A 24,405-nucleotide genomic window follows, 5' to 3' on the forward strand; every position below is an offset into this window, starting at 1 on the left:
CCCCGGGCGGGGGGGCCCCCCCCCCCCCCCGGCTGCGATCCCCCCCGCGCCCCCCCCCGGACCCCCCCCCGGCGGCCGGGGCGCCCCCCGCGTGCGGGCCCCCCCCCCGGCCCGTCGGGCACGGTGGGGTTCAGCCGCGGATGACGCGCCCGCCGCCGGCGGAGCGCTTCAGTCGCGGGCCGCCTCGGCGACGACCTCGGCGGCGTCCTGGCCGCCGGCCTCCTCGTAGCGCCCGTCGATCTTCGAGACCAGGCCGGTGACCTGGCGGGCGATGTCCGGGGCGGTCAGCCCGATCTCGGCCATGACCTCCTTGCGGGACGCGTGGTCCAGGAACCGCGGGGGGATGCCGAAGTCCCGCAGCGGCAGGTCCACGCCCGCGTCGCGCAGCGCCTGGGCGACGGCCGAGCCGACACCGCCCACGCGGCTGTTGTCCTCGACGGTGACGACGACGCGGTGGCGCGCGGCCAGGGCGGGCAGGGCCTCATCGACCGGCTTGACCCAGCGCGGGTCGACGACGGTCGTCGAGATGCCCTGCTTGTCGAGCAGGCCGGCGATCTCCAGGCACATCGGGGCCAGCGCGCCGACGGAGACCAGGAGGACGTCGGGGCGGGCACCGGCTTCGACGGCCGGCTCACGGAGCACGTCCATGCCGCCGACGCGGCCGACGGCCTCGACCGCGGGGCCGACCGCGCCCTTGGAGTAGCGCACGACGGTCGGGGCGTCCTTGACCTCGACGGCCTCGCGCAGCTGGGCGCGGACCTGGTCGGCGTCGCGGGGGGCGGCGATCCGCAGGGTCGGCACGACCTGGAGGATCGACATGTCCCACATGCCGTTGTGCGAGGCACCGTCGGTGCCGGTGACACCCGCCCGGTCCAGGACGAACGTCACCCCGCACTTGTGCAGCGCCACGTCCATCAGCACCTGGTCGAAGGCCCGGTTCAGGAACGTCGCGTACACCGCGAACACCGGGTGCAGACCACCCGTCGCCAGGCCGGCCGCCGACGTCGCCGCGTGCTGCTCGGCGATCCCGACGTCGTAGACGCGGTCGGGGAACGCCTCGGCGAACTTCTCCAGGCCGACGGGCTGGAGCATGGCGGCGGTGATCGCGACGACGTCCTCGCGCTCGTGGCCGATCTTGAGCATCTCGTCGCCGAAGACGGACGTCCAGTCGGCACCGCCCTCGGAGACCGGCAGCCCGGTGTCGGGGTGGATCACGCCGATGCCGTGGAAGCGGTCGCCCTCGTGCTGCTCGGCGGGCTTGTAGCCGCGGCCCTTCTGGGTGAGGCAGTGCACGATGACGGGGCCGTTGAAGCGCTTGGCGCGCTGGAGCGCGGACTCCAGCGCCTCGATGTCGTGGCCGTCGATGGGACCGATGTACTTCAGGCCCAGGTCCTCGAACATGCCCTGGGGGGCGATGAAGTCCTTGAGGCCCTTCTTCGCGCCGTGCAGCGTCTCGTACAGCGGCTTGCCGAGGACGGGGGTGCGCTCCAGCAGGTCCTTGCCGCGGGCCAGGAACCGCTCGTAGCCGTCGGTGGTGCGCAGGGTGGCCAGGTGGTCGGCGAGGCCGCCGATCGTGGGCGCGTAGCTGCGCTCGTTGTCGTTGACGACGATGACCAGCGGGCGGTCCTTGGCGCCGGCGATGTTGTTCAGCGCCTCCCAGGCCATGCCGCCGGTCAGGGCGCCGTCACCGATGACGGCGGCGACGTGGTCCCCGGCGCCGCGGACCTGATTGGCCTTGGCGAGGCCGTCGGCCCAGCCCAGGACGGTGGAGGCGTGGCTGTTCTCGATGACGTCGTGCTCGGACTCGGCGCGGGAGGGGTAGCCGGAGAGGCCGCCCTTCGACCGCAGGCCGGAGAAGTCCTGGCGCCCGGTGAGCAGCTTGTGCACGTAGCTCTGGTGCCCGGTGTCGAAGAGGATCTTGTCCTTCGGCGACTCGAAGACCCGGTGCAGGGCGATGGTGAGCTCGACCACCCCGAGGTTGGGCCCGAGGTGTCCGCCGGTCTTGGACACGGCGTCGACGAGGAAGGACCGGATCTCCGCGGCCAGCCGGTCGAGCTGCTCCGGGCTCAGCCGGTCCAGATCGCGCGGTCCCTTGATGCGGGATAGCAGCGCCACCCGTGCCTCCTTAGCGGTCGAGCTGTCGAGATTGCCGGTCTGTCGAGTCTAATGTTCCGTCTGCAATGGCGGTGAACGGGTGATGCGATGTATGTCACGCGATCGGCGTAGCACGATCTCACACCTGGCGCGGCCGCGAGGGCCCGGGGCGGGGGGTGCCGCACCGGGCCGGGACCGGCCGTCATTGCCGCCTGCGGCGGTGAGCGCCCTGCGGGCGCGTCCTCAAACGCCGGACGGGCTGACATCGGCTGAGCCCAGCCAAATCCAGCCCGTCCGGGGGCACCTCCCAGCGGTAGCTGGGGGAGTTTGAGGACACGGCCAAGCCGCCCCAAAGGGGCGCGGGGAACTGCGCGACCAGCCACAACGAACCCGCAGGTGGACCCACTACCGCCCCACCCGCACCGGACCAAGCAGACCCGGCCGAGCCACCCCCAAGGGGCGCGAGGAACTGCGCGACCAGCCACACCCCACCCGCAGACGACACACCCGGCTCAGCCCAACGCAACGCAACCCAACGCAGCCCAGCCCAGCGCAGCGCTCAGGCTCGCCCCGCCGTCTTCTGCGTCCTCCGGGACACCGAGTCGATCACCACCGCCGCCAGCAGCACCGCGCCCGTGATCATGTACTGGACGGCGGAGGCGATGCCCAGCAGTGCCATGCCGGAGGCGATCGACTGGATCACCAGCACGCCCAGCAGCGCGGACCACGTCTTGCCCCGGCCACCGAAGAGGCTCGTGCCGCCGATGACCGCCGCGGCGATCGCGTTCATCAGCAGGCTGCCGGCGCCGGAGGACTGGTTCGCGGCGTTGATCTGCGAGGCCAGGAACATGCCGCCGAGCGCCGCCATCGTCCCGGAGAGCGCGAAGACCGAGATCCGGACCGCGGAGACGTTGATGCCCGCCCGCCGGGCCGCCTCGACGCTGCCGCCGAGGGCGAAGACCCGGCGCCCGTACGCGGTGCGCCGCAGCACGAAGTCCAGCGCGACGACGATCCCGAGGAAGATCACCACGGCCAGTGGCAGCCCCTTGTACTGGTTGAACAGCCAGGCCACCACGTAGGCCGGGACCGCCAGCACCGCGGTGCGCAGCACGATCTCGCTCAGCGGGCGGCTGGGGACGCCCGCGGCCGCGCGCCGCCGGCTGTCGAGGAAGGACAGCAGGAAGAACGCCGCCACGCTCAGCGTCGCCAGCCCGTAGGCCGCGGCGACATCGCTGAAGTAGTGGTTCGTCAGGCCGGCGACGAGCCCCTCGTCATCCAGGTTGATGGTGCCGTTGGAGCCCAGCACCTGGAGCATCAGGCCGTTCCAGCCGAGCAGACCGGCCAGGGTCACCACGAACGCCGGTACGCCGATCCGGGCGAAGAAGAAGCCGTGCAGCGCACCGATCACCGCGCCCGACAGGAGCGCGAGGACCAGCGCGAGCCATTCCGGCATGCCCTGGTTGACGTTGAGGACGGCGAAGACGGCAGCCGCGAGGCCGCTCACCGAGCCCACCGACAGATCGATCTCGCCCAGGATGAGGACGAACACGATGCCGACGGCGATCAGGCCCGTGCCGGCGGCGGTGACGAAGAGGTTGGAGAGGTTCTCCGCGCCCAGGAAGGCCGAGTCCCGCAGCTGGAAGACGAGCGCGATGACGATCAGCCCGACCACCACGGGCAGCGAGCCCAGCTCACCGCTGCGCAGCTTGCGCCCGAACTCGCTCCAGTAGCCGGCGAAGCCCTCCTGGCGGACGAGCAGGCGGGGGTCCACGGCCGTGACGGCGCCCTCGGCGGGCGCCTGGCCGTTGCCGTTGCCCGGGGCGGAATCGGCGGGCCCCGGGGTCTTGGACAGGTTCGTGCTCACTTCGGGGCCTCCGCGGTGCGGGCCTTGCGGCGGGTGACAGCGTTGTCGGTCGCACCGGTGATGGCGGAGATGATCTCTTCCTGGGAGGTGGTGCGCACCTCGAAGGTGCCGTTGTTCCGGCCGAGGCGGAGCACCGCTACCCGGTCGGCGACGGCCTTCACATCGGCCATGTTGTGGCTGATGAGGATGACCCCGAGGCCGCGTTCCCGCAGCCGCTCGACGAGGTCGAGGACCTGCGCGGTCTGCTCGACGCCGAGCGCCGCCGTGGGCTCGTCGAGGATGACGACCTTGGGCTCGCCGAGCAGCGAACGGGCGATGGCGACGGTCTGCCGCTGCCCGCCGGAGAGCGAGGCGATGGGGATCCGGACACTGGGGATGCGGATGGAGAGGGTCGAGAGCAGCTCCCGGGCCCGTCGCTCCATCTCGACCTCGTCCAGCACCCCGGCCCGGACGATCTCCCGGCCGAGGAAGAGGTTGCCCACGACGTCGAGGTTGTCGCAGAGCGCGAGGTCCTGGTAGACGGTCGCGATGCCCAGCTCCTGGGCGGTGTGCGGCCGGTCGACGGTGACCGGCCTGCCTTCCCACTCGATGACCCCGTCGTCAGCGGGGCCGACCCCGGCGATGGTCTTGACGAGGGTGGACTTGCCGGCGCCGTTGTCGCCGACCAGGGCGACCACCTCGCCGGGATGGATCTCCAGCTCCACGTCGGTGAGCGCCTGGACGGCACCGAACCGCTTGGAGATCCCGCGCAACGCCAGCACGGGCGTAGCGGACACGTTCATCATCTCCTTCGCCGCCTTTTACGGCAGCACTCGGCTTACTTCAGTCCGGCCTTCTCGCACTGCGACGTGTATTTCGCGGTGCAGATCTCGTCCCGGTTGAAGAAACCCTCCTTGCCGACGTATTGCGCGATGTCGGCCTTGGTGAGGGCGAAGGGGGTGACGATGATGGCGGGGATCTTCTTCTCGGAGCCGCTGTCGACGGTGGACCGGGAGATCCCGTCGAGCTTCTTGCCCTGGGCGAGGGCGACGGCCATCTCGGCCGCGGCGTCCGCCTCGGGCTTGTAGGGCTTGTAGACGCTCATGAACTGCTCGTCCGCGAGAATCCGCTGGACGGCGGAGAGCTCGGCGTCCTGGCCGGTGACCGGGGGGAGCTTGTCAAAGCCGGCGCTCTTGAGGGCGGTGATGATGCCGCCGGCCATGCCGTCGTTGGCCGAGTACACGCCGACGATCTTGTCCTTGCCGAGCGAGGAGATCGCGCCCTTCATGTTCTCGTTGGCGTTCTCCGGCTTCCACTCCTTGGTGTCGTACTCCTTGCCGACCTTGACCTTGCCGTCGAGGACGGAGTGGGCGCCGTCCTTGTACATCTTGGCGTTCGGGTCGGTGACGGAGCCGTTCATCATGACGATCTCGCCCTTGGCGGCGTCGTCGCCCAGCTCCTTCAGCAGCGACTCGCCCTGGATCTTGCCGACGCGCTCGTTGTCGACGGAGGTGTACGCCTTGACCGGGCCCTCGGCGAGGCGGTCGTAGGCGACCACGGGAATGCCCTTGCCGTCGGCCTTCTTCACCGAACTGGCTATCGACTTCGCGTCGACCGCGTCGATGATCAGTGCGTCGACCTTCTTGGTGATCATCGTGTCGACCTGCTGCTGCTGGACCGAGGCGTCCTGCTTGGCGTTGTCATAGAGGATCTTGGTTTCCGGGCCGGCCAATTCCTTGATCTTCTTTTCGATCAGGGGCTTGTCGAAGCGCTCGTAGCGCGCGGTCTGGTTCTCCGGCAGCAGGAGCCCGATGGTCAGCGGGCCCTTCTTGTCCTTTTTCCGGTCCGCGGGCTCGCCCGCTTCCTTGGCGCTGCCACAGGCGGCGAGCCCGGCGGCCATGGAAACGGCCGCCACGGCCACGGCTGCACGACGCAGATGCGTGTTCACTTGCAGATACCTCCCTGACGAGGCCGCGTCGTTGCGGCCGAGGTGGCTGGAAGTCAACTCGGCCCCCAGGGGGTCGTCAAGAAGTAAATCCTTAACGAGATGGCAACGATGCCATTCGTTATCTGCGTGAACTCAAGACGGAATCCTGTGCGAGGGTGACGGCCGTCAGGCGGGCACGGGGGCGTGCGCCGGCCGGGCGTCGTCCAGCAGCGTCGCGTCGCCCATCTCGCTGAGGACGAGGGCGAGCGCGCCCAGCACCTCGGCCCGGCCGCCGAGCGCCCCGGGCACGATCTCCAACTGCCGTGCGGCGCTGGGGATCGCGTACCGCGAGACGGATTCCCGGATGGGGCCGAGCACCAGCTCGCCCGACTCCGCGAGGTCGCCGCCGAGGACGACGCGGCGCGGATTGAGGACGTTGCAGAGGTTGGCGACGCCGCTGCCGATGTGCCGTCCGACGTCCGCGATCACGCGCCGGCAGCCCGGGTCCCCGTCCCGCGCGAGCCGCACCATGCGCGCGACGGTCAGATCGGTTCCATGGGCCGAATGGAGCAACGGCAGCACGTAGCGGGCGGCGGTGAACGTCTCCAGGCAACCGCGGTTCCCGCACCGGCAGACCGGCCCGGACTCGTCCAGCGTGATGTGCCCGATCTCGCCCGCGGTGCCGCCCGGCCCCCGGTAGATCTTCCCGTTGATCACCAGACCGGCGCCCACCCCGCTGGCGACCTTGATGTACGCGAGGTCGGCCGCGCCCCGGCCGGCGCCCCAGACGAGCTCGCCGAGGGCTCCGAGGTTGGCGTCGTTGTCCACGTAGACGGGCACGCTGAGCCGGGCGGCGAGGGCGTCGCGGGGGTTGGTGCCGGCCCAGCCCGGCAGGATCGCGGTCGACCCCAGGGCCCCGGTCTCCACGTCGATGGGCCCCGGTACGCCCAGACCCACCCCGACGATCTTGTCCGGGCTGATCCCCGCCTCCGCGATCAGCCGCTTGACCAGCTGCTCGGCCCGGTCCAGCCCCTGGGCGGCCGAGGCGTCCACGTCCAGGGGCTCGGCCTCCTCGGCGAGCACCCGGTGCGCGAGGTTCCCGACGGCCACCCGCAGGTGGGTGTGGCCGAAGTCGACGCCGACGACGATCCCGGCGTCCCCCGACAGCGAGACGCTGCGGGCCCGCCGCCCACCGGAGGAGGTGGGGGTGACCTCGACGGTCCCGCCGTCCTTCAGCTCCCGCACGATATTGGAGACGGTGGCGGCCGAGAGCCCCGTGGTCCGGGCGATCTCCGCCTGGGTGAGCGACCCCGCCATGCGCACCGCGCGCACGACCCGCTCCAGGTTGGCCCGGTGCAGCGATGACTGCGACCCCGGAGTCTCCACGCCCATCCACTCCCGCCTCGCGGGGCGGCACGACCGCCACCCCTCGACCGGACCACAGCTCTGGAGCCCGGCCATCCGTACAACATGTGAACTCTAAGCTGAGCCGCCGGGGGGAGACGACGTCAAGGGCTTGAACCACATCGGGGGCTCATCGTAGGCCGGGGACCGCAGAGCGGAGGAGGCGGGCAGCGGGGGCGACTCCACGCCCGGCGACCTGGCGGGTGGGTCCGGACTCCGGCGACAAACGCGCGTCCCCGGCCGAAACGGAACCCGGCCGGGGACGACGTGACAGGGGTCACGATGCGACAGCTCGCTCGGGCTTCAGCCCTGCGTCTGCTTGTCCTTTACTTCAACGCCCCCGCAGTCAACCCCGCCTGAACCTGCCGCTGGAAGACGATGTACGCCGCCAGTACCGGAAGCATGGCGATGACCAGGCCCGCGAAGAGGCCCGACCAGTCGCCCTTGTAGCCCTGGCTGACCGCGAGGGCGACCAGCCCCTGGGGGAGCAGTTTCTTGTCGTCGTCGCCGACATTGAGCACGGCCGGCAGCAGGTACTGGTTCCACTGGCCGAGGAAGTTGAAGATGCCGACGCTGATCAGGCCGGGCTTGGCCATGGGAAGCATGACCTGGAAGAAGGTCCGGGTATGCGAAGCCCCGTCGATGACCGCGGCTTCGGCCACCGACGTCGGCAGGGTCCGGAAGAATCCGCTGAGGAAGAAGATCGTGAACGGCAGCGAGTAGGCGATGTAGACCAGGATCAGCCCGTGGTAGGTGTCCAGCAGCTGCATGTTCTTCATGACGAAGAACAGCGGCACCAGCGCGAGGATCACCGGGAAGCTCATCCCGCCCACGAAGAGGTAATAGACGAATCGGTTGCCGGGGAATTCGAAGCGGGCGAGCACATAGGCCGCCATGGAGCCCAGCAGCATCGTCCCGAAGAGTGAGCCGGCGACCACGATGACGGAGTTGAGGAAGTAGTCGCCCATGTGCGCCTGGGACCAGGCGCGGGACCAGTTGTCGAAGTGGATGCTGGTGGGGAGCGACCAGGGCGAGGTGAAGATGGCCTTGTCGTCCTTGAGGGAGCTCATCACCGCCCACAGCAGGGGCAGGGTGACCATCAGCCCCCACAGCACCAGCACGCCATGCGAGAAGACGTTCAGGACCTTGCCTTCGCTGCCCATCCGCTGGGGCGGCCGGCCGGCCGGTGCCGCGGTCGGCGGGTCGGACGGTAGGTCGGCTTGCGCGGCCACGGTGCCACCCCCAGGTCGAACGGACGACATCAGTACTCCAGCCGTTCGCGCCGGCCGAGCTTCATGACGATCCCCGCGAAGATCATGGTGACGATGAGCAGCGCGACCCCCAGTGCGGTCGCGTATCCGGCCTGCCCGTCGCGGAATGCCTTGGTGTAGAGGAAGTAGGCCAGGACCTCGGTGGAGTAGTCCGGCCCGCCCGGGCCCACGGTCATGATCTGGACCACGGCGAAGGCGTCGAGGGCCATGATGCCCATATAGACCCAGCCGGTCTGGACGGTGTCCCAGAGCAGCGGCAGGGTGATCCGGAAGAAGGTCTGGACGCGGCTGGCGCCGTCCAGGAGCGCCGCCTCGTAGAAGTCCCTCGGGATGGAGCTCATGCCGGCGGAGAAGAGCACGACGTAGAAGCCGACGTTGCTCCAGACCATCACCGCCATCACGCACCACAGGGCGAGGCCGGGGTCGCCCAGCCAGTCGGGCTGTACGGAATCCAGGCCGACCGCGTCCAGAAAGGAGTTGAGCGCGCCGCTGTTGGGGTTGTAGGCGAACTGGAACAGCAGGGCGACGATGGCGATGGAGAGGACCTGGGGAAAGAAGTAGATGATTTTGTAGAGGCCGGAGCCGCGGACGCCGGCGACCGCCGCGTTCTTACGGCGGCGGCCCCCGACGTTGAGCATGAAGGCGAAGAACAACCCCAGCCCGAGCGTCACCAGCGGCAGGACGAGAAGCAGCAGGAGGTTGTGCCCCAGGGACGTCCAGAACACGTCGTCATCGAGCATCTTGCGGTAATTGTCGAACCCGACCAGCGTGAAGTCGGAGCTCAGGCCCGTCCAGTCGGTGAACGAGTAGTAGATGGCCTGGACGAACGGCGAGATCACGAAGATGCCGTAGATCGCCAGGGGCAGGGCCAGGAACCCCACGATGAACCGGTACTTACCGTGCTGCATGTCCACCGACCCCGATCTGCCGCCGCGGGTGCCTCCCTTGGTGACGCCGGCTCACGTGTGCTTGTACTTCTTGATGGAGCCGTCCGCGCGGGTCTGGTCCGCGAATTTCTGAATCTTGTCGATCGCCTCGGCGGGGGTCATCCGGCCGGCCATCATCTCGCCGATCGCGGCGACGCCGATCTTCTCCTTCTGCAGGGCGACGTACCAGTCCTGAATGCGGGGGCTGACGACGTTGGGGCCGGCCTTGGTGAAGGCTTCCTGGGCGGAGGTGAGGCCGGGCGGCAGGGTCAGCCCTTCGGTCCCGCCGTTGAGGGCCGTGAGCGAGGCAGCCTGTTTGATGAAGTTCTGCGAGGACTTCTTCCCCAGCATGATGCGCAGCAACTCCATGCCGCCCTCGGGGTTTTTGGCGGCCTTGGGCACGATGAACGGCTCGCCGCCGGAGGCCCAGATGGTGCCGAAGGGCAGCTTGTCCGTCTTCGCGTCGAGGCTGGAGGGGGCTCCGACGGCCATCTTGAAGTCGTCGGGGGTGGTCTTCTTCGTCTCGTTCTCCACCCAGGAGCCGTTGGGGACGAAGAGCGCCTTGCCCTGGTTCCACGCGGTCTGGGACTCGATGTGGGTGAGGCCCGGGCTGCCCTTGAGGATGTACCCCTTGCGGTAGAGCTCGTAGTACGCCTCGAAGGCGGCCTTGACCGCCGGGTCCTTCCACGCGTTGGGCTCGAGGTTGTCGATCCTGTCGAGGACCTGCTTGCCGCCGATCTTCGCGATGAAGGGGTAGAGGCTGAACGGCACGTAGTAGGGGTACTTGCCGGCGTACGTCCAGCCGGCGATGCCCTTCTTCTTCGCCTTCTCGCAGAGCGCGAGCATCTCGTCCCAGGTCTCGGGATACGTGGCGTCGAGCTTTTCCAGATTGGTCCGGGAGTACCAGACGCCGTAGATGGTGTAGGCGTAATAGAGGATCCAGGTTTCCTCACCGTCGAACCGGCCCATCTCCACGACGCCCGGGCGCAGGGTGTCGCGCACTTTCTTGGCCGGGTCGTCGATGGACGGCGCGTCGAGCAGGGCGTTGAGGTCGGTCAGCTGCTTCTTGCCGACCAACGTGCCCATGTCCATTTGCTTCGCACCGGAGTTGTCGATGAGGTCCGGCGGGGTGCCGCCGTTGAAGCGGGGCTGGAGCTGGGTCTGGATCTCCTGGGTGGCCCCGTGCTTGATCTGCGCCTTGGGGTACGCCGCCCGGTATTCGGCCTCGGCGTCCTTGGCGTACTGCTGGCCGAAGCCGCCGTCGAAGATGACGACGTCGAGGGCCGCGGTCTCATTGACGGCCAGGGGGTTTCTGTCGGTCTTCTTTCCCTTGTCGACCTTGCTGTCGCTGCCGCTGTCGCTGCTCGCGCACGCGCTCAGCACGCTCATCGACGGCACCGCGATCAGACCGAGGGCGGCTGCCCGCTTGATCAGGTCGCGCCGGCTGAACTCTGAGGTGGATCCCATGCTCAAGTCCTCGCCTTCTCCAGGACTCAGGCGGTGTACCGGTCTCCCCTTGTGAACTGGCCGTCGATCAAGGGCAGGGCACCGCGGGTCAGTTGAAGCTGGATGTGCTGGGCGTGCGCCGGGCTCGGCGATCTTTCCACGGCGTTCCTGTCCGCCGCTCTCCCCCGGATCCACCGCGGCGGCGCACGGCCGCCCCGGGTGCCGACAGGTATAGTCCACCGCCCATCAACTGGGCAAGATCGAAGCTGCTTTGACCCCCAGTCTTTCCCGAGTTGAGACCTCCCCGGCGCCCGGCGGCCCCGGCGCGACACCAACATCGGGACCCTTGACACCACTGGCGTCTCAGGACCTACTTATCTCTGCGCGACTCACGGTGACAACGTTGTCAGATTCGTTGAGAGGCATGAGATGCGGCAGAGACAGCGGCATAGACCCCGGCCCCGATGGCGTAACCTCACCAGCCCCCTGGCACTCCTGACGGCCGGTCTCATGATGACGGTCACTCAGGCGGCGCAGGGGGCTGCCGCGCTGTCCGCGCCCGCCGCCCCGGCCGGGGCCCCCGCCGAGCGCTTCACCTCCTCCTTCGAGCCGGGCGAACCGCAGCCCGATTGGCGCAATACCGTGGAGCAGGGGCCGGACGGGAGGAAGCGGGCCGCCGGGGTCGACGGCAGCGACACCAGCGGCATCCCCGGCGGCGTCTCCGACAAGGTCACGGCCGTCCGGGCGAGCGGGGAGAACGCCGGCCCGGGAGAGGGCAAGGAGAATCTGGTCGACGGGGAGCACACCACCAAGTGGCTCACCTTCGCCCAGAGCGCCTGGGTGGAGTTCGAGCTGTCCGAGCCGGTCAAGGCCGTGCGGTACGCGCTGACCTCCGCCAATGACGCTCCCGGCCGCGACCCCCGGGACTGGACGCTGCAAGGCTCCCCCGACGGACGGGACTGGACCACGCTGGACGCCCGGAAGGGGGAGGTCTTCGAAAAGCGCTTCCAGACGCGCGAGTTCTCCTTCGCCAACACCACCTCCTTCCGGCACTACCGGCTGGACATAGCCCGCAACGGTGGCGAGGCCATCACCCAGCTGGCCGAGGCGCAGCTCGCGACCGCGGACACCGGCCCGCCCCCGCCCTCCGACATGCGCACCCACATCGACCGCGGCCCCGCCGGGCCCCCGGCGGCCAAGGCCCGCGCGGGCTTCACCGGCGTCCACGCGCTGCGCTACGCGGGGACACACCGGCCCGAGGGCCGCGCCTATTCGTACAACAAGGTTTTCGATGTCAAGATCAAGGTGACCGCCAGGACGCAGCTCGACTACAAGGTCTTCCCCTCGATGCCGGAGGTGGATTCCCGCTATCCCGCCACCCATGTCTCCGTCGATCTCGCCTTCACCGACGGCACCTATCTGAGCGACCTCGGCGCGGTCGACCAGCACGGCGCCCGGCTCACCCCCGGCGGGCAGGCCGCTTCCAAGACGCTCTACGTCAACCAGTGGAACCACAAGGAAGCGCGGATCGGCGCGGTGGCCGAGGGCAGGACCGTGGCCCGGGTGCTCGTCGCCTATGACGCCCCGGCCGGCCCCGCCGCCTTCCGCGGCTGGGTGGACGACATCTCCCTCGCGCCCGCAAGCGCGCAGGACCCGCCGGCTCATCCGGCGGACCACGCCGTCACCACCCGGGGCACGCAGTCCAGCTCGAAGTTCTCGCGGGGCAATACCTTCCCCGCCACCGCCGTTCCCCATGGCTTCAATTTCTGGACCCCCGTGACCAACGCCGGCTCGACGGACTGGCTCTACCAGTACGCGGCCACCAACAACGCCGCCAATCTCCCCACCGTCCAGGCGTTCAGCGCGAGCCACGAGCCGAGCCCCTGGATGGGCGACCGCCAGACCTTCCAGGTGATGCCCACGGCCGCCCCGGGCACCCCGAACGCCGGCCGCACGGCCAGGGGCCTGCCCTTCCACCACTCCGCCGAGACCGCCAGGCCGCACTACTACGGCGTCACCTTCGACAACGGCCTCAAGGCCGAGATCGTGCCCACCGACCATGCCGCGATGATGCGTTTCACCTTTCCGGGTGAGGATGCTGCCGTCATTCTTGACAACGTCCGCAATCAGGGCGGGCTGAGGATCGACGCCCAGCACGGAGTGATCACCGGTTGGTCCGACGTGAAGAGCGGGCTGTCCACGGGTGCCGGGCGCCTCTACGTGCACGGTGTCTTCGACGCCCCCGTCACCGGGAGCGGCAAGCTCACGGGGGACGCCGGCGGCTCGGGCGACGGTGACGAGAACGTCACCGGCTATCTCCGCTTCAAGCCGGGGCAGGGCCGTACGGTCACGCTGCGCCTGGCGACGTCCCTCATCGGCGCCGATCAGGCGAAGGCCAACCTCGACCAGGAGATCCCCGCCGGCACCGTCTTCGATCAGGTGCGGGACCGGGCCCGGGCCGCCTGGGACGCCCTGCTGGGCCGGATCGAGGTCAAGGGCGCGAGCCGGGACCAGCTCACCACGCTCTACTCCAACCTCTACCGCCTCTACCTCTATCCGAACTCCGGCTTCGAGAACACCGGCACGGCCGCGCAGCCGCGCCTGCGCTATGCCAGCCCCTTCTCCCCCGCCGCGGGCGAGACCACCCCGGAGCGCACCGGCGCGAAGATCGTCGACGGTGAGGTCTACGTCAACAACGGCTTCTGGGACACCTACCGCACCACCTGGCCCGCGTACTCCCTCCTGACCCCTGAACACGCGGGGAAACTCGTCGACGGCTTCGTCCAGCAGTACAAGGACGGCGGCTGGATCTCCCGCTGGTCCTCGCCCGGCTACGCCGACCTGATGACCGGCACCAGCTCGGACGTCGCCTTCGCCGACGCCTACGCCAAGGGGGTCGGCTTCGACGCCGAGGCGGCGTACGAGGCCGCGCTCAAGAACGCGACCGTGGCCCCGACCGACCCGGGCGTCGGCCGCAAGGGCATGGAGACCTCCGTCTTCCTGGGCTACACGAGCCTCAAGACGCGCGAGGGGCTGTCCTGGGCACTGGAGGGTTACCTCAACGACTACGGGCTGGCGCGGATGGGCCAGGCGCTCCACGCGAAGACGCACAAGGCCCGCTATCAGGAGGAGTCCCGCTACTTCCTGAACCGGGCCCGCAACTACGTCAAACTCTTCGACCAGCGCGTCGGCTTCTTCCAGGGCAAGGACGCGGACGGCAACTGGCGGCTGCCGCCCCAGCAGTACGATCCGCGCGTCTGGGGCCACGACTACACCGAGTCCAACGGCTGGAACTTCGCCTTCCACGCCCCGCAGGACACCCGCGGCCTGGCCAACGTGTACGGCGGCCGGGCCGGCCTGGCGAAGAAGCTGGACACGTTCTTCGCCACTCCGGAGACCGGGGCCCCGGAGTTCGCCGGGTCCTACGGCGGCGTCATCCACGAGATGACCGAGGCCCGGGACGTCCGGATGGGCATGTACGGCCACAGCAACCAGGTCTCGCACCACATCGCCTACCTCTATGACGCGGCCGGGACACCCTGGAAGACCCAGCAGAAGGTCCGGGAGGTGCTCTCGCGCCTCTACCTCGGCAGCGAGATCGGCCAGGGGTACCCGGGCGACGAGGACAACGGTGAGATGTCGGCCTGGTACCTCTTCAGCGCCCTGGGCTTCTACCCCCTGGTGATGGGCAGCGGGGAGTACGCGATCGGGTCGCCGCTGTTCACCGAGGCGACCGTCCATCTGGAGAACGGCCGGGACCTGGTGGTGAAGGCCCCGGCCAACAGCGCGCGCAACGTGTACGTGCAGGGGCTGAAGGTCAACGGCAAGGCGTGGACGTCCACGGCCCTCCCGCACTCCGTGGTCGCGGAGGGCGGCACCCTGGAGTTCGCCATGGGGCCGCGTCCGTCGGCCTGGGGCAGCGGCAGGGATGCCGGACCCGCCTCCGTCACCCAGGACGACAAGGTGCCCGCCCCCGAGGAGGACCTGGGCGCACCCGCGCCGGGGGCCCCGTCCCTGACCGACAACACCTCGGCGACGGACGCCGCCTTCACCTCGGTCGCCGTGGACGTGCCGTCCGCCGACCGCGTGACCTCCTACACCCTCACCTCCGCCGACCACGGAAAGGCCCCCGGCGGCTGGGTCCTCCAGGCCTCGGTCGACGGCGGGACGTGGACGGAGGTCGACCGGCGCGCGGACGAGTCCTTCGCCTGGGACCGGCAGACCCGGGTCTTCTCGGTCCGCGACCCCGGCCCGTACCGGCACTACCGGCTGGAGGCGGCGGGCGCCGGGGGAACGCTGGCCGAGATCGAGCTCTTGGGCTCCAAATCCGCACGAACGTAGGCCCCCGGTAAAGGAGTTGTGAAACGATCGGCCCGATCCAGTGGCGCGCTCCGGCTGGGCGCGCCACTCTTCACTCCTGACTCACTGGAGACCCACGTGGCTCACCTTCCCGGCCGTTCGCGCGGACGCGCTCTGCGCCGTGCCGCCACAGCTGCGATAACCGCCGTCCTGCTCGGCGCCACCGCCGGCACCGCCCTGGCCGACGGCTCCCCGGCCGCCGCGTCCGCCGCGCAGCGCGCCGCCCGGAAGGCCACCGCCCCGGCGGCCGAGCACCGGGCGCGGGTCCTGCGCGGCGAGGCGGGGCCCGGTGCTCACCTCCAATCCGACGCGCAGGCCGCCCCGCGTCCGAAGGACACCGGCAAGGCGAAGGCCGAGGGGCCGACCGCGGAGGCGCCCTTCCTGTCGCTGGGTGCCGTCGACAACTCCGGTGATCTCTATTACTACTGGCCCGACGGCCAGGGTGGTCTGTCGCCGCGCGAGTACGTGACCGGCGGCTGGGAGAACATCAACGCCGCGACGCAGGTCGACCACGACCGCAACGGCTTCGCCGACGGTCTCTACGTCCGCGATCTCGCCCACAACGTCCTGTTCTCCAGCGGCGCCGACACCCGGCGCGTCGCGGACGACTGGGGTCAGTACGACAATTTCTTCAGCCCCGGCAACCTCGGTGGCGCGGGCGAGTCCGACATCCTGGTCCGTGACCGTGAGGGTGTCCTGTGGCTCTACCTGGCCTATCCCGACGGTACGTTGACGGGCCGCAAAAAGGTGGGCCCGGGCTGGGGCCGGTTCACCGAGATCGCCGGACGCGGCGACCTGACCGGTGACGGCAAGGCCGACGTCGTCGCCCGGGACAAGGACGGCGTGCTGTGGCTCTACAAGGGCACCGGGGACTACACCAAGCCGTTCTTGACGAAGCAGCGGATCGGCGGCGGCTGGAACCAGTTCAACAAACTGGTGTCCTTCGGTGACGTGGACTTCGACGGCCGCACCGACCTGGTCGCCCGTGACCACGGCGGCGCACTGTGGCTCTACAAGGGGACCGGCAAGGCGGCCGCGCCGTACGAGACCCGGGTGAAGATCGGCAACTCCGGCTGGAACCAGTTCCGGATGCTCTACTGACGCGACGTCACGCTTCGGGGGTCCGAGCCGGCACCGCTCCGCGTGAGGTCTCCCGGCCCGGCGCGGGGCGGCGGTGGAAGGCGCGGCGGAGGAGTGCCCGCAAGGGCAGGGCCAGAGCGAGCGTCAGCCCGACGATCGGCAGCGTGAGCAGCACGATCTGCAGGCTTGCCGCGACCGTGCCGAGGACCGGGTAGCCGGAGGTCCCCGCGTTCCGCAGCAACAGCTCGATCGCCTGCCAGTCCGCGCGGATCAGCCGCGGCATGTTGACGAGCACCCAGCCGAGCTGGAGGACCAGCGCCGGCACCAGGAACAGGACCCACACCGCAACGACGATCTGCGGCCGGCGCTTGAGCGCCCTGAGCCGTTCGTCCTCCGGACGCCTCAGCACGACCCGCTTGAGGATGGGGCCGATGTACTTGAACAGATCGGGGATGCCGACCAGGTCCGCGATGATGTAGTAGCCGTCGAACCGCAGGGTGGGCAACAGCTGCTGGATCATTTCCAGGTGGACGGAGAGGATCGCCACCAGGAGCAGCGGGGAGCCGGTCGCCGTGTACAGCGCGAGCAGACCGAGGACGAAGAGCGCGTTGAAGTAGACGCCGCCCAGGTCGGCCCGGACGCGTCCCGCGCGGCCCAGCCGGTAGGAACTGGTGATGTCGGTGTAGAAGGCGGGCCACACCAGGTAGATGCCGCAGCCCATCTCGCCGGGCCGCACACCCCCGTAGCGGCACGCCGCGCCGTGGCCCATTTCGTGGAACACGCAGGAGGCGATGGCCAGCAGGACGATGAGCAGCACGCTGGCCGGGGAGGAGAGCACGTGCTGGAGCGCGGCACCGGTGTCCTGTGTCGTCCACAGCCATACCTCACCGCCGGCGAACGCGCCCAGAGCGGCGATCACCAGCACGGGCCGGAACAGCCAGGCGAACAGGCCGGAGAGCACCCACGTGGCCCGTTCCGGCAGTACCGCCAGCCGGAACCGGAAGGAAAGGAAGGGGTCTTTCCGCTCGGTGGGGGGCGGCGGTGAACCGTCGCTGTAGGTGGTGAGGCCGAGGGGGGCGAGCTTCTTGTCGATGAGGAAGGCGACGTGCTCCGAGGTGAACTGCCGCCCGGTCTCCCGGCTGAGCCGCTCGGCAACCTCCGCCACCACCCCCTCCCGCGCCGGCGGGGCGTTCAGCGCCCGGACGACCTGGTAGAGCAGGGCGGGGAGCCGGACGATCTGCCCGTCGGGGCGGCAGACGAGGTGGGGCGGCTCGCGGTAGCCGGAGTCCTCGTATTCGCCGACCAGTTCCATGCCGGCCGCCAGGGCGGGTTCCGACAGTGCCATGGGTGCTCTCCGTGATGGTGGCTGGCGGCGGACGGCCCGCGAAGGGACGGGGAAGAGCCGGATCGATCCGGCCCTTCCCCGAAGGAGTGCGCGAGCGGCTGTCCGATCAGTGGCTGGAGATCGCCGCGGGGGTGCAGGTCATGCTGGTCGTCGGGTTCGTGGACGGCAGGCCGAGCGAGCCGAGCAGACCCGGGGTGCCCTGGCGGTCCACGGCCTGGCAGGAGGAGAGGGCCGTGGTGCCGTGGTCGCTCGGGGCGTGGGAGACCACGCCGCCGCCCGAGGACGTCGCGGAGCTGCTGCTGGAGGCGCCGGCACCGGCGCCTCCGTCGCCCGGGTCGGCGAAGTTGAGCGGCGTGGCCATGATGCCCATCACGGTCCGCTCGGGCAGCACCTCGCCCGTGACGGCGTCGAGCTCTTCAAAGCTGATGGCGTTTTCCATTTCCGTACCCCTTTTCGTCAAGCGGCGGTCAGCGGCTGGTGATGGCCGCAGGAATACACGTGGTGCTGTAACCGGGGTCGCTGGAAGCCAAGCCCAGCGCGACAAGCAAGGGAGGGCTGCCCGCGTTCTGCCGGAACTGGCAGGCGTAGGCGACCGTCGTGCCGTGGTCCGTCTCCACCCGCGTCTGGTACACGGGCGCTTCCGTGCCGGTCTGACCGGTGCCCGCCGACGGCAGCACGCTCGAAAGCGCGATCCGCCGGGGTAGCTCCTCACCGGTAAGCCGGCCGAGCTCCCCGAAGGTCACGGCGGATCCCATCGTTGCTTAACCCCTTCCCCATCGTCCCGGGCCGGAGCCTAACCAGGACAGGAGACCCCAACACCCCTCCAACCCCCTTATCACCCGGTCGAGTTGGAGGAACACCCCGGAGGGTGCAAAGGGGAACGCACGGCCGAAATCAGCCTGTATCCGACGGGGCGTCAGCTTCAGTGGCCGACCGCCTCCGCGGCTCGATGGTCGGGCGGGAACGCGGAAGGGCCGCACCCCCGCGAAGGGGGTGCGGCCCTGTGAACGCTGAACCGATACCGCTTAGTTGCGGATCAGGGAGCGCAGCACGTACTGCATGATGCCGCCGTTGCGGTAGTAGTCCGCCTCGCCGGGGGTGTCGATGCGGACGACCGCGTCGAACTCGACACCGGTGTCGGTGGTGACCTTGACCGTGCGCGGCGTGGTGCCGTTGTTCAGCTCGGTGACACCGGTGAAGGTGAAGGTCTCCTCGCCGGTCAGGCCCAGGGTCTCCGCCGAGGCGCCCTCGGGGAACTGGAGCGGCAGGACGCCCATGCCGATGAGGTTGGAGCGGTGGATGCGCTCGTAGGACTCGGCGATGACGGCCTTGACGCCGAGGAGCGCGGTGCCCTTGGCGGCCCAGTCGCGGGACGAGCCGGAGCCGTACTCCTTGCCGGCCAGGACGACCAGCGGGATGCCCTGGTCGATGTAGTTGCGCGAGGCGTCGTAGATGAACGACACCGGCGCGTCGGCCTGGGTGAAGTCGCGAGTGAAGCCGCCCTCGGTGCCCGGCGCGATCTGGTTGCGCAGGCGGATGTTGGCGAACGTACCGCGGATCATGACCTCGTGGTTGCCGCGGCGGGAGCCGTAGCTGTTGAAGTCGCGGCGCTCGACACCGTGCTCGGTGAGGTACTTGCCGGCCGGGGTGTCGGCCTTGATGGCGCCGGCCGGGGAGATGTGGTCGGTGGTGACCGAGTCGCCCAGCTTCGCCAGGACGCGGGCGCCGGCGATGTCGGAGACCGGGGTGGTCTCCATCGTCATGCCCTCGAAGTAAGGGGGCTTGCGGACGTAGGTGGACTCGGTGTCCCACTCGAAGGTGTTGCCGGTCGGGATCGGCAGCGCCTGCCACTGGGCGTCGCCCGCGAAGACGTCCTGGTAGGACTTGTTGAACATGTCCTCGCCGATGGCGTTGGCCACGACGTCGTTGACCTCGGCCTCGGACGGCCAGATGTCCTTGAGGAAGACCGGGTTGCCGTCCTGGTCCGTGCCCAGGGCGTCCTTGGTGATGTCCACCTTCATGGAACCCGCGAGGGCGTACGCGACGACCAGCGGCGGGGAGGCCAGGTAGTTCATCTTGACGTCGGGGTTGATCCGGCCCTCGAAGTTGCGGTTGCCGGAGAGCACCGAGGTGACGGCCAGGTCGTGCTCGTTGACGGCCTTGGAGACCTCCTCCGGCAGCGGGCCGGAGTTGCCGATGCACGTGGTGCAGCCGTAGCCGACGAGGTTGAAGCCGACCTTGTCGAGGTAGGGGGTCAGGCCCGCCTTGTCGAAGTAGTCGGTGACGACCTTGGAGCCCGGGGCGAGGGTGGTCTTGACCCACGGCTTGCGGGTCAGGCCCTTCTCGACCGCCTTCTTGGCCACGAGCGCCGCGGCGACCATGACGTAGGGGTTCGAGGTGTTGGTGCAGGAGGTGATCGCGGCGACGGTGACGGCGCCGTGGTCGATCTCGTAGGTCGAGCCGTCGGGGGCGGTCACGGTGACCGGCTTCGACGGGGCGCCCGCGGAGACGGCCGGGGCGTCGGAGGCCGGGAAGGACTCCTTGCCCGCCTCGTCGACGGTGTCGACGTAGTTGCGGACGTCCTGCGCGAACTGCGCGGCGGCGTTCGCCAGGACGATGCGGTCCTGCGGGCGCTTCGGGCCGGCGATGGAGGGGACGACGGTGGAGAGGTCCAGCTCCAGCTTCTCGGAGAAGTCCGGCTCGGCGGCCGGGTCCAGCCAGAGGCCCTGCTCCTTGGCGTACGCCTCGACCAGCGCGACCTGCTGCTCGGAGCGGCCGGTGAGCTTGAGGTACTTCAGCGTCTCGCCGTCGATCGGGAACATCGCGGCGGTGGAGCCGAACTCCGGCGACATGTTGCCGATGGTGGCGCGGTTGGCGAGGCTCGTCGCCGCCACACCCTCGCCGTAGAACTCGACGAACTTGCCGACGACGCCGTGCTTGCGCAGCATCTCGGTGATCGTGAGCACGAGGTCGGTGGCGGTGGTGCCGGCGGGCAGCTCACCGGTCAGCTTGAAGCCGACGACGCGCGGGATGAGCATGGAGACCGGCTGGCCCAGCATCGCGGCCTCGGCCTCGATGCCGCCGACGCCCCAGCCCAGCACGCCGAGGCCGTTGACCATGGTGGTGTGCGAGTCGGTGCCGACGAGGGTGTCGGGGTACGCCTGACCGTTGCGGACCATGACGGTACGGGCCAGGTGCTCGATGTTCACCTGGTGGACGATGCCGGTGCCCGGGGGGACGACCTTGAAGTCGTCGAACGCGGTCTGGCCCCAGCGCAGGAACTGGTAGCGCTCCTTGTTGCGGCCGTACTCCAGCTCGACGTTCTGGCCGAAGGCGTCCTTCGTGCCGAACTTGTCGGCGATGACCGAGTGGTCGATGACCAGCTCGGCCGGGGAGAGCGGGTTGACCTTCGCCGGGTCGCCGCCGAGCTCCTTGACGGCCTCACGCATGGTGGCGAGGTCGACGACACAGGGCACACCGGTGAAGTCCTGCATGATCACGCGGGCCGGCGTGAACTGGATCTCCTGGCTGGGCTGGGCCTGCGAGTCCCAGTTGCCCAGCGCCCGGATGTGGTCGGCGGTGATGTTCGCGCCGTCCTCCGTGCGGAGCAGGTTCTCCAGCAGGACCTTCAGGCTGTAGGGCAGACGGGCGGAGCCCTCGACCTTGTCCAGCTTGAAGATCTCGTACGACTCGTCGCCCACCTGCAGCGTGCTGCGGGCGTCGAAGCTGTTCGCCGACACGACAGTCTCCTTCATGCATGAATTCGCGCGTACCACGGCCATCCTGCCGTCACAGCTCCACGCCGATCCGTTAAGGTGAACCTAAGTTAGGTATGCCTTACTGGCGCGGCAGCGGTACGCCTCTCGGCAGATATCTCGATGTCGAGATAACTCTAGTACATCGCTGTGGCGCGGTCATGCCCTGATAGGCCGTGCGTGGCTGCCCCGGGCAGTGATCTCGCGAACATCAGAGATCGTTCCCCTGTTCGAGTGAATGGTGTGTGAGCAGGTCCCGAGTGGGCGTTGATTGCGATAGTCATGCCGCAGTCACGAGGCCTGCGGGAGGACCGATGAACACGCACCCCCATGTCTACGCGGTCGACGACCCCGAAACCGCGCTGAAGTACGCGATCCAGCACCACCGGGGGGACCGGGTGCACATCGTGGAGGGGCGCATCGAATCGATGCGCCCGAGCTGGGGCCACGAAACCGCGGCCGATCAGATCCGCAACCAGATCGCTCCGAGGGTCGCGGAACTGGGCTGCGTCTCAGGTTCAGGCAATCTGGATCTCCCCGGCAGCAGCAACTGGTACATCCCCGATGTGGCGGTTGTCCCCAAAGCCCTGGCGAAGGACGCCTTGGCCCTGCTCCCCGACCAGACACTGCTCATCATCGAAGTCACGCCGGAGTCCAACGGTGACACCGACCGCATCACGAAGCGCCGCCGCTACGCCGAGTACGGCGCCCCCCTTTACCTCCTGGTCGACCGACAAGAAGAAACCTGCACCCTCTACTCGCACCCCGGCAGGCTCGGCTACACGCAGGTGAACGGGCCTCACCCCTTCGGTACGCCTGTACGGCTCCCCGAACCCTTCGGCCTGGAGCTGGACACCTCGGAGCTCTGAGCACGGCCACCGCCCCGGATCGCCCGTCCCACCGCCCGCGGCCGTGCCGGGGAAGAGACCCCCGCCACGCGCGGAAGCACGCTCCGGCTCGCGGGGGCGCCGACGCATCCGAAACCGGAGAGGTGCGCGGCGTGCAGGCGATAGGTCCGTCTCGCAGGGGAATGAATAGCGTCAGGAAGGCAACACAGCAGGCCAGGCCGCGTGGGACGCCCGGCGGCCCGGTGGCCCCGGCGCACCGGGCAGCGCACCGGCGGCTTCCTCCTGCCGGGACCGGACCGCTCCCCCTTCCGCACCGCACACGAGAACCCCACCCCTATGGGGAGAGGATCTCATATCTGAGATACCGTCTGACTCATGACAGACGCCTACCTCGCCCGTATCGGCAAGCTCATCCGCGACGCCAGGCAGCACCGTGGCTGGACCCAGTCGCAGCTCGCGGACGCACTCGGCACCAGCCAGAGCGCCGTCAACCGCATCGAGCGGGGAAATCAGAACATCAGCCTTGATATGATCGCCCGTATCGGCGAGGCGCTGGACAGCGAGATCGTCTCGCTCGGTTACGCGGGGCCCATGCATCTGAGGGTGGTCGGCGGACGCCGTCTCTCCGGTTCCATCGATGTCAAGACCAGCAAGAACGCCTGTGTGGCCCTGCTCTGCGCCACCCTGCTCAACGCCGGCCGGACGACCCTGCGCCGCGTCGCGCGCATCGAAGAGGTCTACCGGATCCTGGAGGTCCTCGGCAGCATCGGCGTCAAGGCGCGCTGGATCAACGACGGCAACGACCTGGAGATCGTGCCGCCGGCCGAGCTGGACCTGGCCTCGATGAACACCGAGGCCGCCCGCCGCACCCGTAGCGTGATCATGTTCCTCGGTCCCCTGCTGCACCGCATGGACCACTTCAAGATCCCCTACGCCGGCGGCTGCGACCTCGGCACCCGCACCGTCCAGCCGCACATGACCGCCCTGCGCCACTTCGGCCTGGAAGTCACGGCGACCGACGGCACGTACCACGCGCAGGTCGACCGTTCGGTCGCACCCACCCGGGCGATCGTGCTGACCGAGCGCGGTGACACCGTCACCGAGAACGCCCTCCTGGCGGCCGCCCGCCACAACGGCGTGACGGTCATCCGCAACGCCAGCTCCAATTACATGGTCCAGGACCTCTGCTTCTTCCTGGAGGAGCTCGGCGTGCGGGTCGAGGGCATCGGTACCACGACCCTGACCGTCCACGGCGTCGCCACCATCGACCGCGACGTCGACTACGCGCCGTCCGAGGACCCGGTGGAGGCCATGAGCCTGCTCGCCGCCGCGGTGGTCACGGAGTCGGAGCTGACGATCCGCCGGGTGCCGGTGGAGTTCCTGGAGATCGAGCTCGCCGTCCTGGAGGAGATGGGCCTCGACCACGAGCGCAGCCCCGAGTACCCGGCGGACAACGGCCGTACCCGGCTGCTGGATCTGACCGTGCGCCCCTCCAAGCTGCGCGCGCCGATCGACAAGATCCACCCGATGCCGTTCCCCGGTCTCAACATCGACAACGTGCCCTTCTTCGCGGCCATCGCGGCAGCCGCGCAGGGCCAGACCCTGATCCACGACTGGGTCTACGACAACCGCGCCATCTACCTGACCGACCTCAACCGCCTCGGCGCGGACGTCAAGCTCCTCGACCCCCACCGCGTCCTGGTGGAGGGCCCGACCCGCTGGCGCTCGGCGGAGATGATGTGCCCGCCGGCGCTGCGCCCCGCGGTGGTCGTCCTCCTGGCGATGATGGCGGCGGAGGGCACGTCGGTCCTGCGCAACGTGTATGTCATCAACCGGGGTTACGAGGACCTGGCGGAACGCCTCAACTCGATCGGCGCGCAGATCGAGATCTTCCGGGACATCTGAGCCCGCCGGCCGGGCGGCCTCCGGGCCGTCCGGCGGGGCGCCGCCCGGGGCGCCGGCTCAGCGAATGTCGAGCCCCCCGGCGCCGTCCGAGACGCCGCCGACGGTGCCGACGACCCCGGCGAGCGTCGCCGGAATGCCCAGGAAGAGCGTCCGGTGGTTACCGAACAGCACCTACGCGACCGGCACCCGGCCGCGCCCTGAC

General features: G+C 69.4%; 16 protein-coding genes. 4 read left to right on the forward strand and 12 right to left on the reverse strand.

Annotated features, from left to right (window positions below; genetic code table 11):
* Positions 1-168: 168 nt before the first annotated feature.
* The 8 genes from dxs to ngcE all read right to left on the reverse strand — a co-directional run bounded on the left by dxs (position 169) and on the right by ngcE (position 10,932).
* On the reverse strand, positions 169-2,115 hold the full coding sequence (gene dxs / locus ABZ951_RS07780; RefSeq protein ID WP_344090989.1) for a 1-deoxy-D-xylulose-5-phosphate synthase: 1,947 nt from the start codon (positions 2,113-2,115) through the stop codon (positions 169-171).
* A gap of 538 nt (positions 2,116-2,653) precedes the next feature.
* Positions 2,654-3,958, reverse strand: coding sequence for a sugar ABC transporter permease (locus tag ABZ951_RS07785; RefSeq protein WP_344090992.1), 1,305 nt, complete (start codon positions 3,956-3,958; stop codon positions 2,654-2,656).
* Entirely contained in the window at positions 3,955-4,743 is a 789-nt protein-coding gene (locus ABZ951_RS07790) for an ATP-binding cassette domain-containing protein (RefSeq protein ID WP_344090994.1), read from the reverse strand. The genes ABZ951_RS07785 and ABZ951_RS07790 overlap by 4 nt, the downstream gene beginning before the upstream one ends.
* A gap of 32 nt (positions 4,744-4,775) precedes the next feature.
* Positions 4,776-5,885, reverse strand: a complete 1,110-nt coding sequence (locus ABZ951_RS07795; protein ID WP_344090996.1) for a substrate-binding domain-containing protein — start codon at positions 5,883-5,885, stop codon at positions 4,776-4,778.
* Positions 5,886-6,050: 165 nt separating this feature from the next.
* Positions 6,051-7,250, reverse strand: a complete 1,200-nt coding sequence (locus ABZ951_RS07800) for an ROK family transcriptional regulator (protein ID WP_344090998.1) — start codon at positions 7,248-7,250, stop codon at positions 6,051-6,053.
* Positions 7,251-7,594: 344 nt separating this feature from the next.
* Positions 7,595-8,530: a carbohydrate ABC transporter permease gene (locus ABZ951_RS07805; protein ID WP_344091000.1), complete on the reverse strand. Its 936-nt coding sequence runs from the start codon at positions 8,528-8,530 to the stop codon at positions 7,595-7,597.
* Positions 8,530-9,447 (reverse strand): sugar ABC transporter permease, encoded by a 918-nt coding sequence (locus ABZ951_RS07810; RefSeq protein WP_344091002.1) that lies wholly within the window; start codon positions 9,445-9,447, stop codon positions 8,530-8,532. The genes ABZ951_RS07805 and ABZ951_RS07810 overlap by 1 nt, the downstream gene beginning before the upstream one ends.
* Before the next feature lie 51 nt (positions 9,448-9,498).
* Positions 9,499-10,932, reverse strand: coding sequence for an N-acetylglucosamine/diacetylchitobiose ABC transporter substrate-binding protein (gene ngcE / locus ABZ951_RS07815; protein ID WP_344091004.1), 1,434 nt, complete (start codon positions 10,930-10,932; stop codon positions 9,499-9,501).
* A gap of 489 nt (positions 10,933-11,421) precedes the next feature.
* On the opposite strand from ngcE, the gene ABZ951_RS07820 reads away from it, so the two are divergent.
* Both ABZ951_RS07820 and ABZ951_RS07825 read left to right on the forward strand, forming a co-directional pair.
* Positions 11,422-15,252 (forward strand): GH92 family glycosyl hydrolase, encoded by a 3,831-nt coding sequence (locus ABZ951_RS07820; protein WP_344091006.1) that lies wholly within the window; start codon positions 11,422-11,424, stop codon positions 15,250-15,252.
* 96 nt (positions 15,253-15,348) lie between these two features.
* Positions 15,349-16,371: a VCBS repeat-containing protein gene (locus ABZ951_RS07825; RefSeq protein WP_344091008.1), complete on the forward strand. Its 1,023-nt coding sequence runs from the start codon at positions 15,349-15,351 to the stop codon at positions 16,369-16,371.
* Positions 16,372-16,378: 7 nt separating this feature from the next.
* Here the strand turns inward: ABZ951_RS07825 and ABZ951_RS07830 are convergent, their stop codons facing one another.
* From ABZ951_RS07830 to acnA, 4 genes are all read right to left on the reverse strand, one after another.
* Positions 16,379-17,695 (reverse strand): hypothetical protein, encoded by a 1,317-nt coding sequence (locus ABZ951_RS07830; RefSeq protein WP_344091010.1) that lies wholly within the window; start codon positions 17,693-17,695, stop codon positions 16,379-16,381.
* Between the two features lie 106 nt (positions 17,696-17,801).
* Complete coding sequence (locus ABZ951_RS07835; protein WP_344091012.1) at positions 17,802-18,134, reverse strand: hypothetical protein; 333 nt, start codon at positions 18,132-18,134, stop codon at positions 17,802-17,804.
* Positions 18,135-18,162: 28 nt separating this feature from the next.
* Positions 18,163-18,450, reverse strand: coding sequence for a hypothetical protein (locus tag ABZ951_RS07840; RefSeq protein ID WP_344091016.1), 288 nt, complete (start codon positions 18,448-18,450; stop codon positions 18,163-18,165).
* A gap of 270 nt (positions 18,451-18,720) precedes the next feature.
* On the reverse strand, positions 18,721-21,435 hold the full coding sequence (gene acnA, locus ABZ951_RS07845; protein ID WP_344091018.1) for an aconitate hydratase AcnA: 2,715 nt from the start codon (positions 21,433-21,435) through the stop codon (positions 18,721-18,723).
* Positions 21,436-21,764: 329 nt separating this feature from the next.
* Between acnA and ABZ951_RS07850 the strand changes: the two genes are divergently transcribed.
* Both ABZ951_RS07850 and ABZ951_RS07855 read left to right on the forward strand, forming a co-directional pair.
* Positions 21,765-22,319 carry a Uma2 family endonuclease gene (locus ABZ951_RS07850; RefSeq protein WP_344091020.1) on the forward strand — a complete coding sequence of 185 codons (555 nt, stop codon included), beginning with the start codon at positions 21,765-21,767 and terminating at the stop codon, positions 22,317-22,319.
* 354 nt (positions 22,320-22,673) lie between these two features.
* A complete protein-coding gene (locus ABZ951_RS07855; protein WP_344091022.1) occupies positions 22,674-24,203 on the forward strand; it encodes a UDP-N-acetylglucosamine 1-carboxyvinyltransferase in 1,530 nt (509 codons plus the stop codon).
* Positions 24,204-24,405: the final 202 nt, after the last annotated feature.

This window comes from Streptomyces sp. NPDC046215, assembly GCF_040646215.1.
GTDB classification, from domain to species: Bacteria; Actinomycetota; Actinomycetes; order Streptomycetales; family Streptomycetaceae; genus Streptomyces; species Streptomyces stramineus.

Bases quoted from the DNA above. Each gene is read 5' to 3' on its own strand.
- ABZ951_RS07820 (WP_344091006.1), top strand. From the start codon at position 11,422: ATGATGACGGTCACTCAGGCGGCGCAGGGGGCTGCCGCGCTGTCCGCG.
- ABZ951_RS07835 (WP_344091012.1), bottom strand. From the start codon at position 18,134: ATGGAAAACGCCATCAGCTTTGAAGAGCTCGACGCCGTCACGGGCGAG.
- ABZ951_RS07855 (WP_344091022.1), top strand. From the start codon at position 22,674: ATGACAGACGCCTACCTCGCCCGTATCGGCAAGCTCATCCGCGACGCC.
- ABZ951_RS07810 (WP_344091002.1), bottom strand. From the start codon at position 9,447: ATGCAGCACGGTAAGTACCGGTTCATCGTGGGGTTCCTGGCCCTGCCC.
- ABZ951_RS07850 (WP_344091020.1), top strand. From the start codon at position 21,765: ATGAACACGCACCCCCATGTCTACGCGGTCGACGACCCCGAAACCGCG.
- ngcE (WP_344091004.1), bottom strand. From the start codon at position 10,932: ATGGGATCCACCTCAGAGTTCAGCCGGCGCGACCTGATCAAGCGGGCA.
- ABZ951_RS07840 (WP_344091016.1), bottom strand. From the start codon at position 18,450: ATGGGATCCGCCGTGACCTTCGGGGAGCTCGGCCGGCTTACCGGTGAG.
- ABZ951_RS07830 (WP_344091010.1), bottom strand. From the start codon at position 17,695: ATGGCACTGTCGGAACCCGCCCTGGCGGCCGGCATGGAACTGGTCGGC.
- ABZ951_RS07790 (WP_344090994.1), bottom strand. From the start codon at position 4,743: ATGATGAACGTGTCCGCTACGCCCGTGCTGGCGTTGCGCGGGATCTCC.
- ABZ951_RS07805 (WP_344091000.1), bottom strand. From the start codon at position 8,530: ATGTCGTCCGTTCGACCTGGGGGTGGCACCGTGGCCGCGCAAGCCGAC.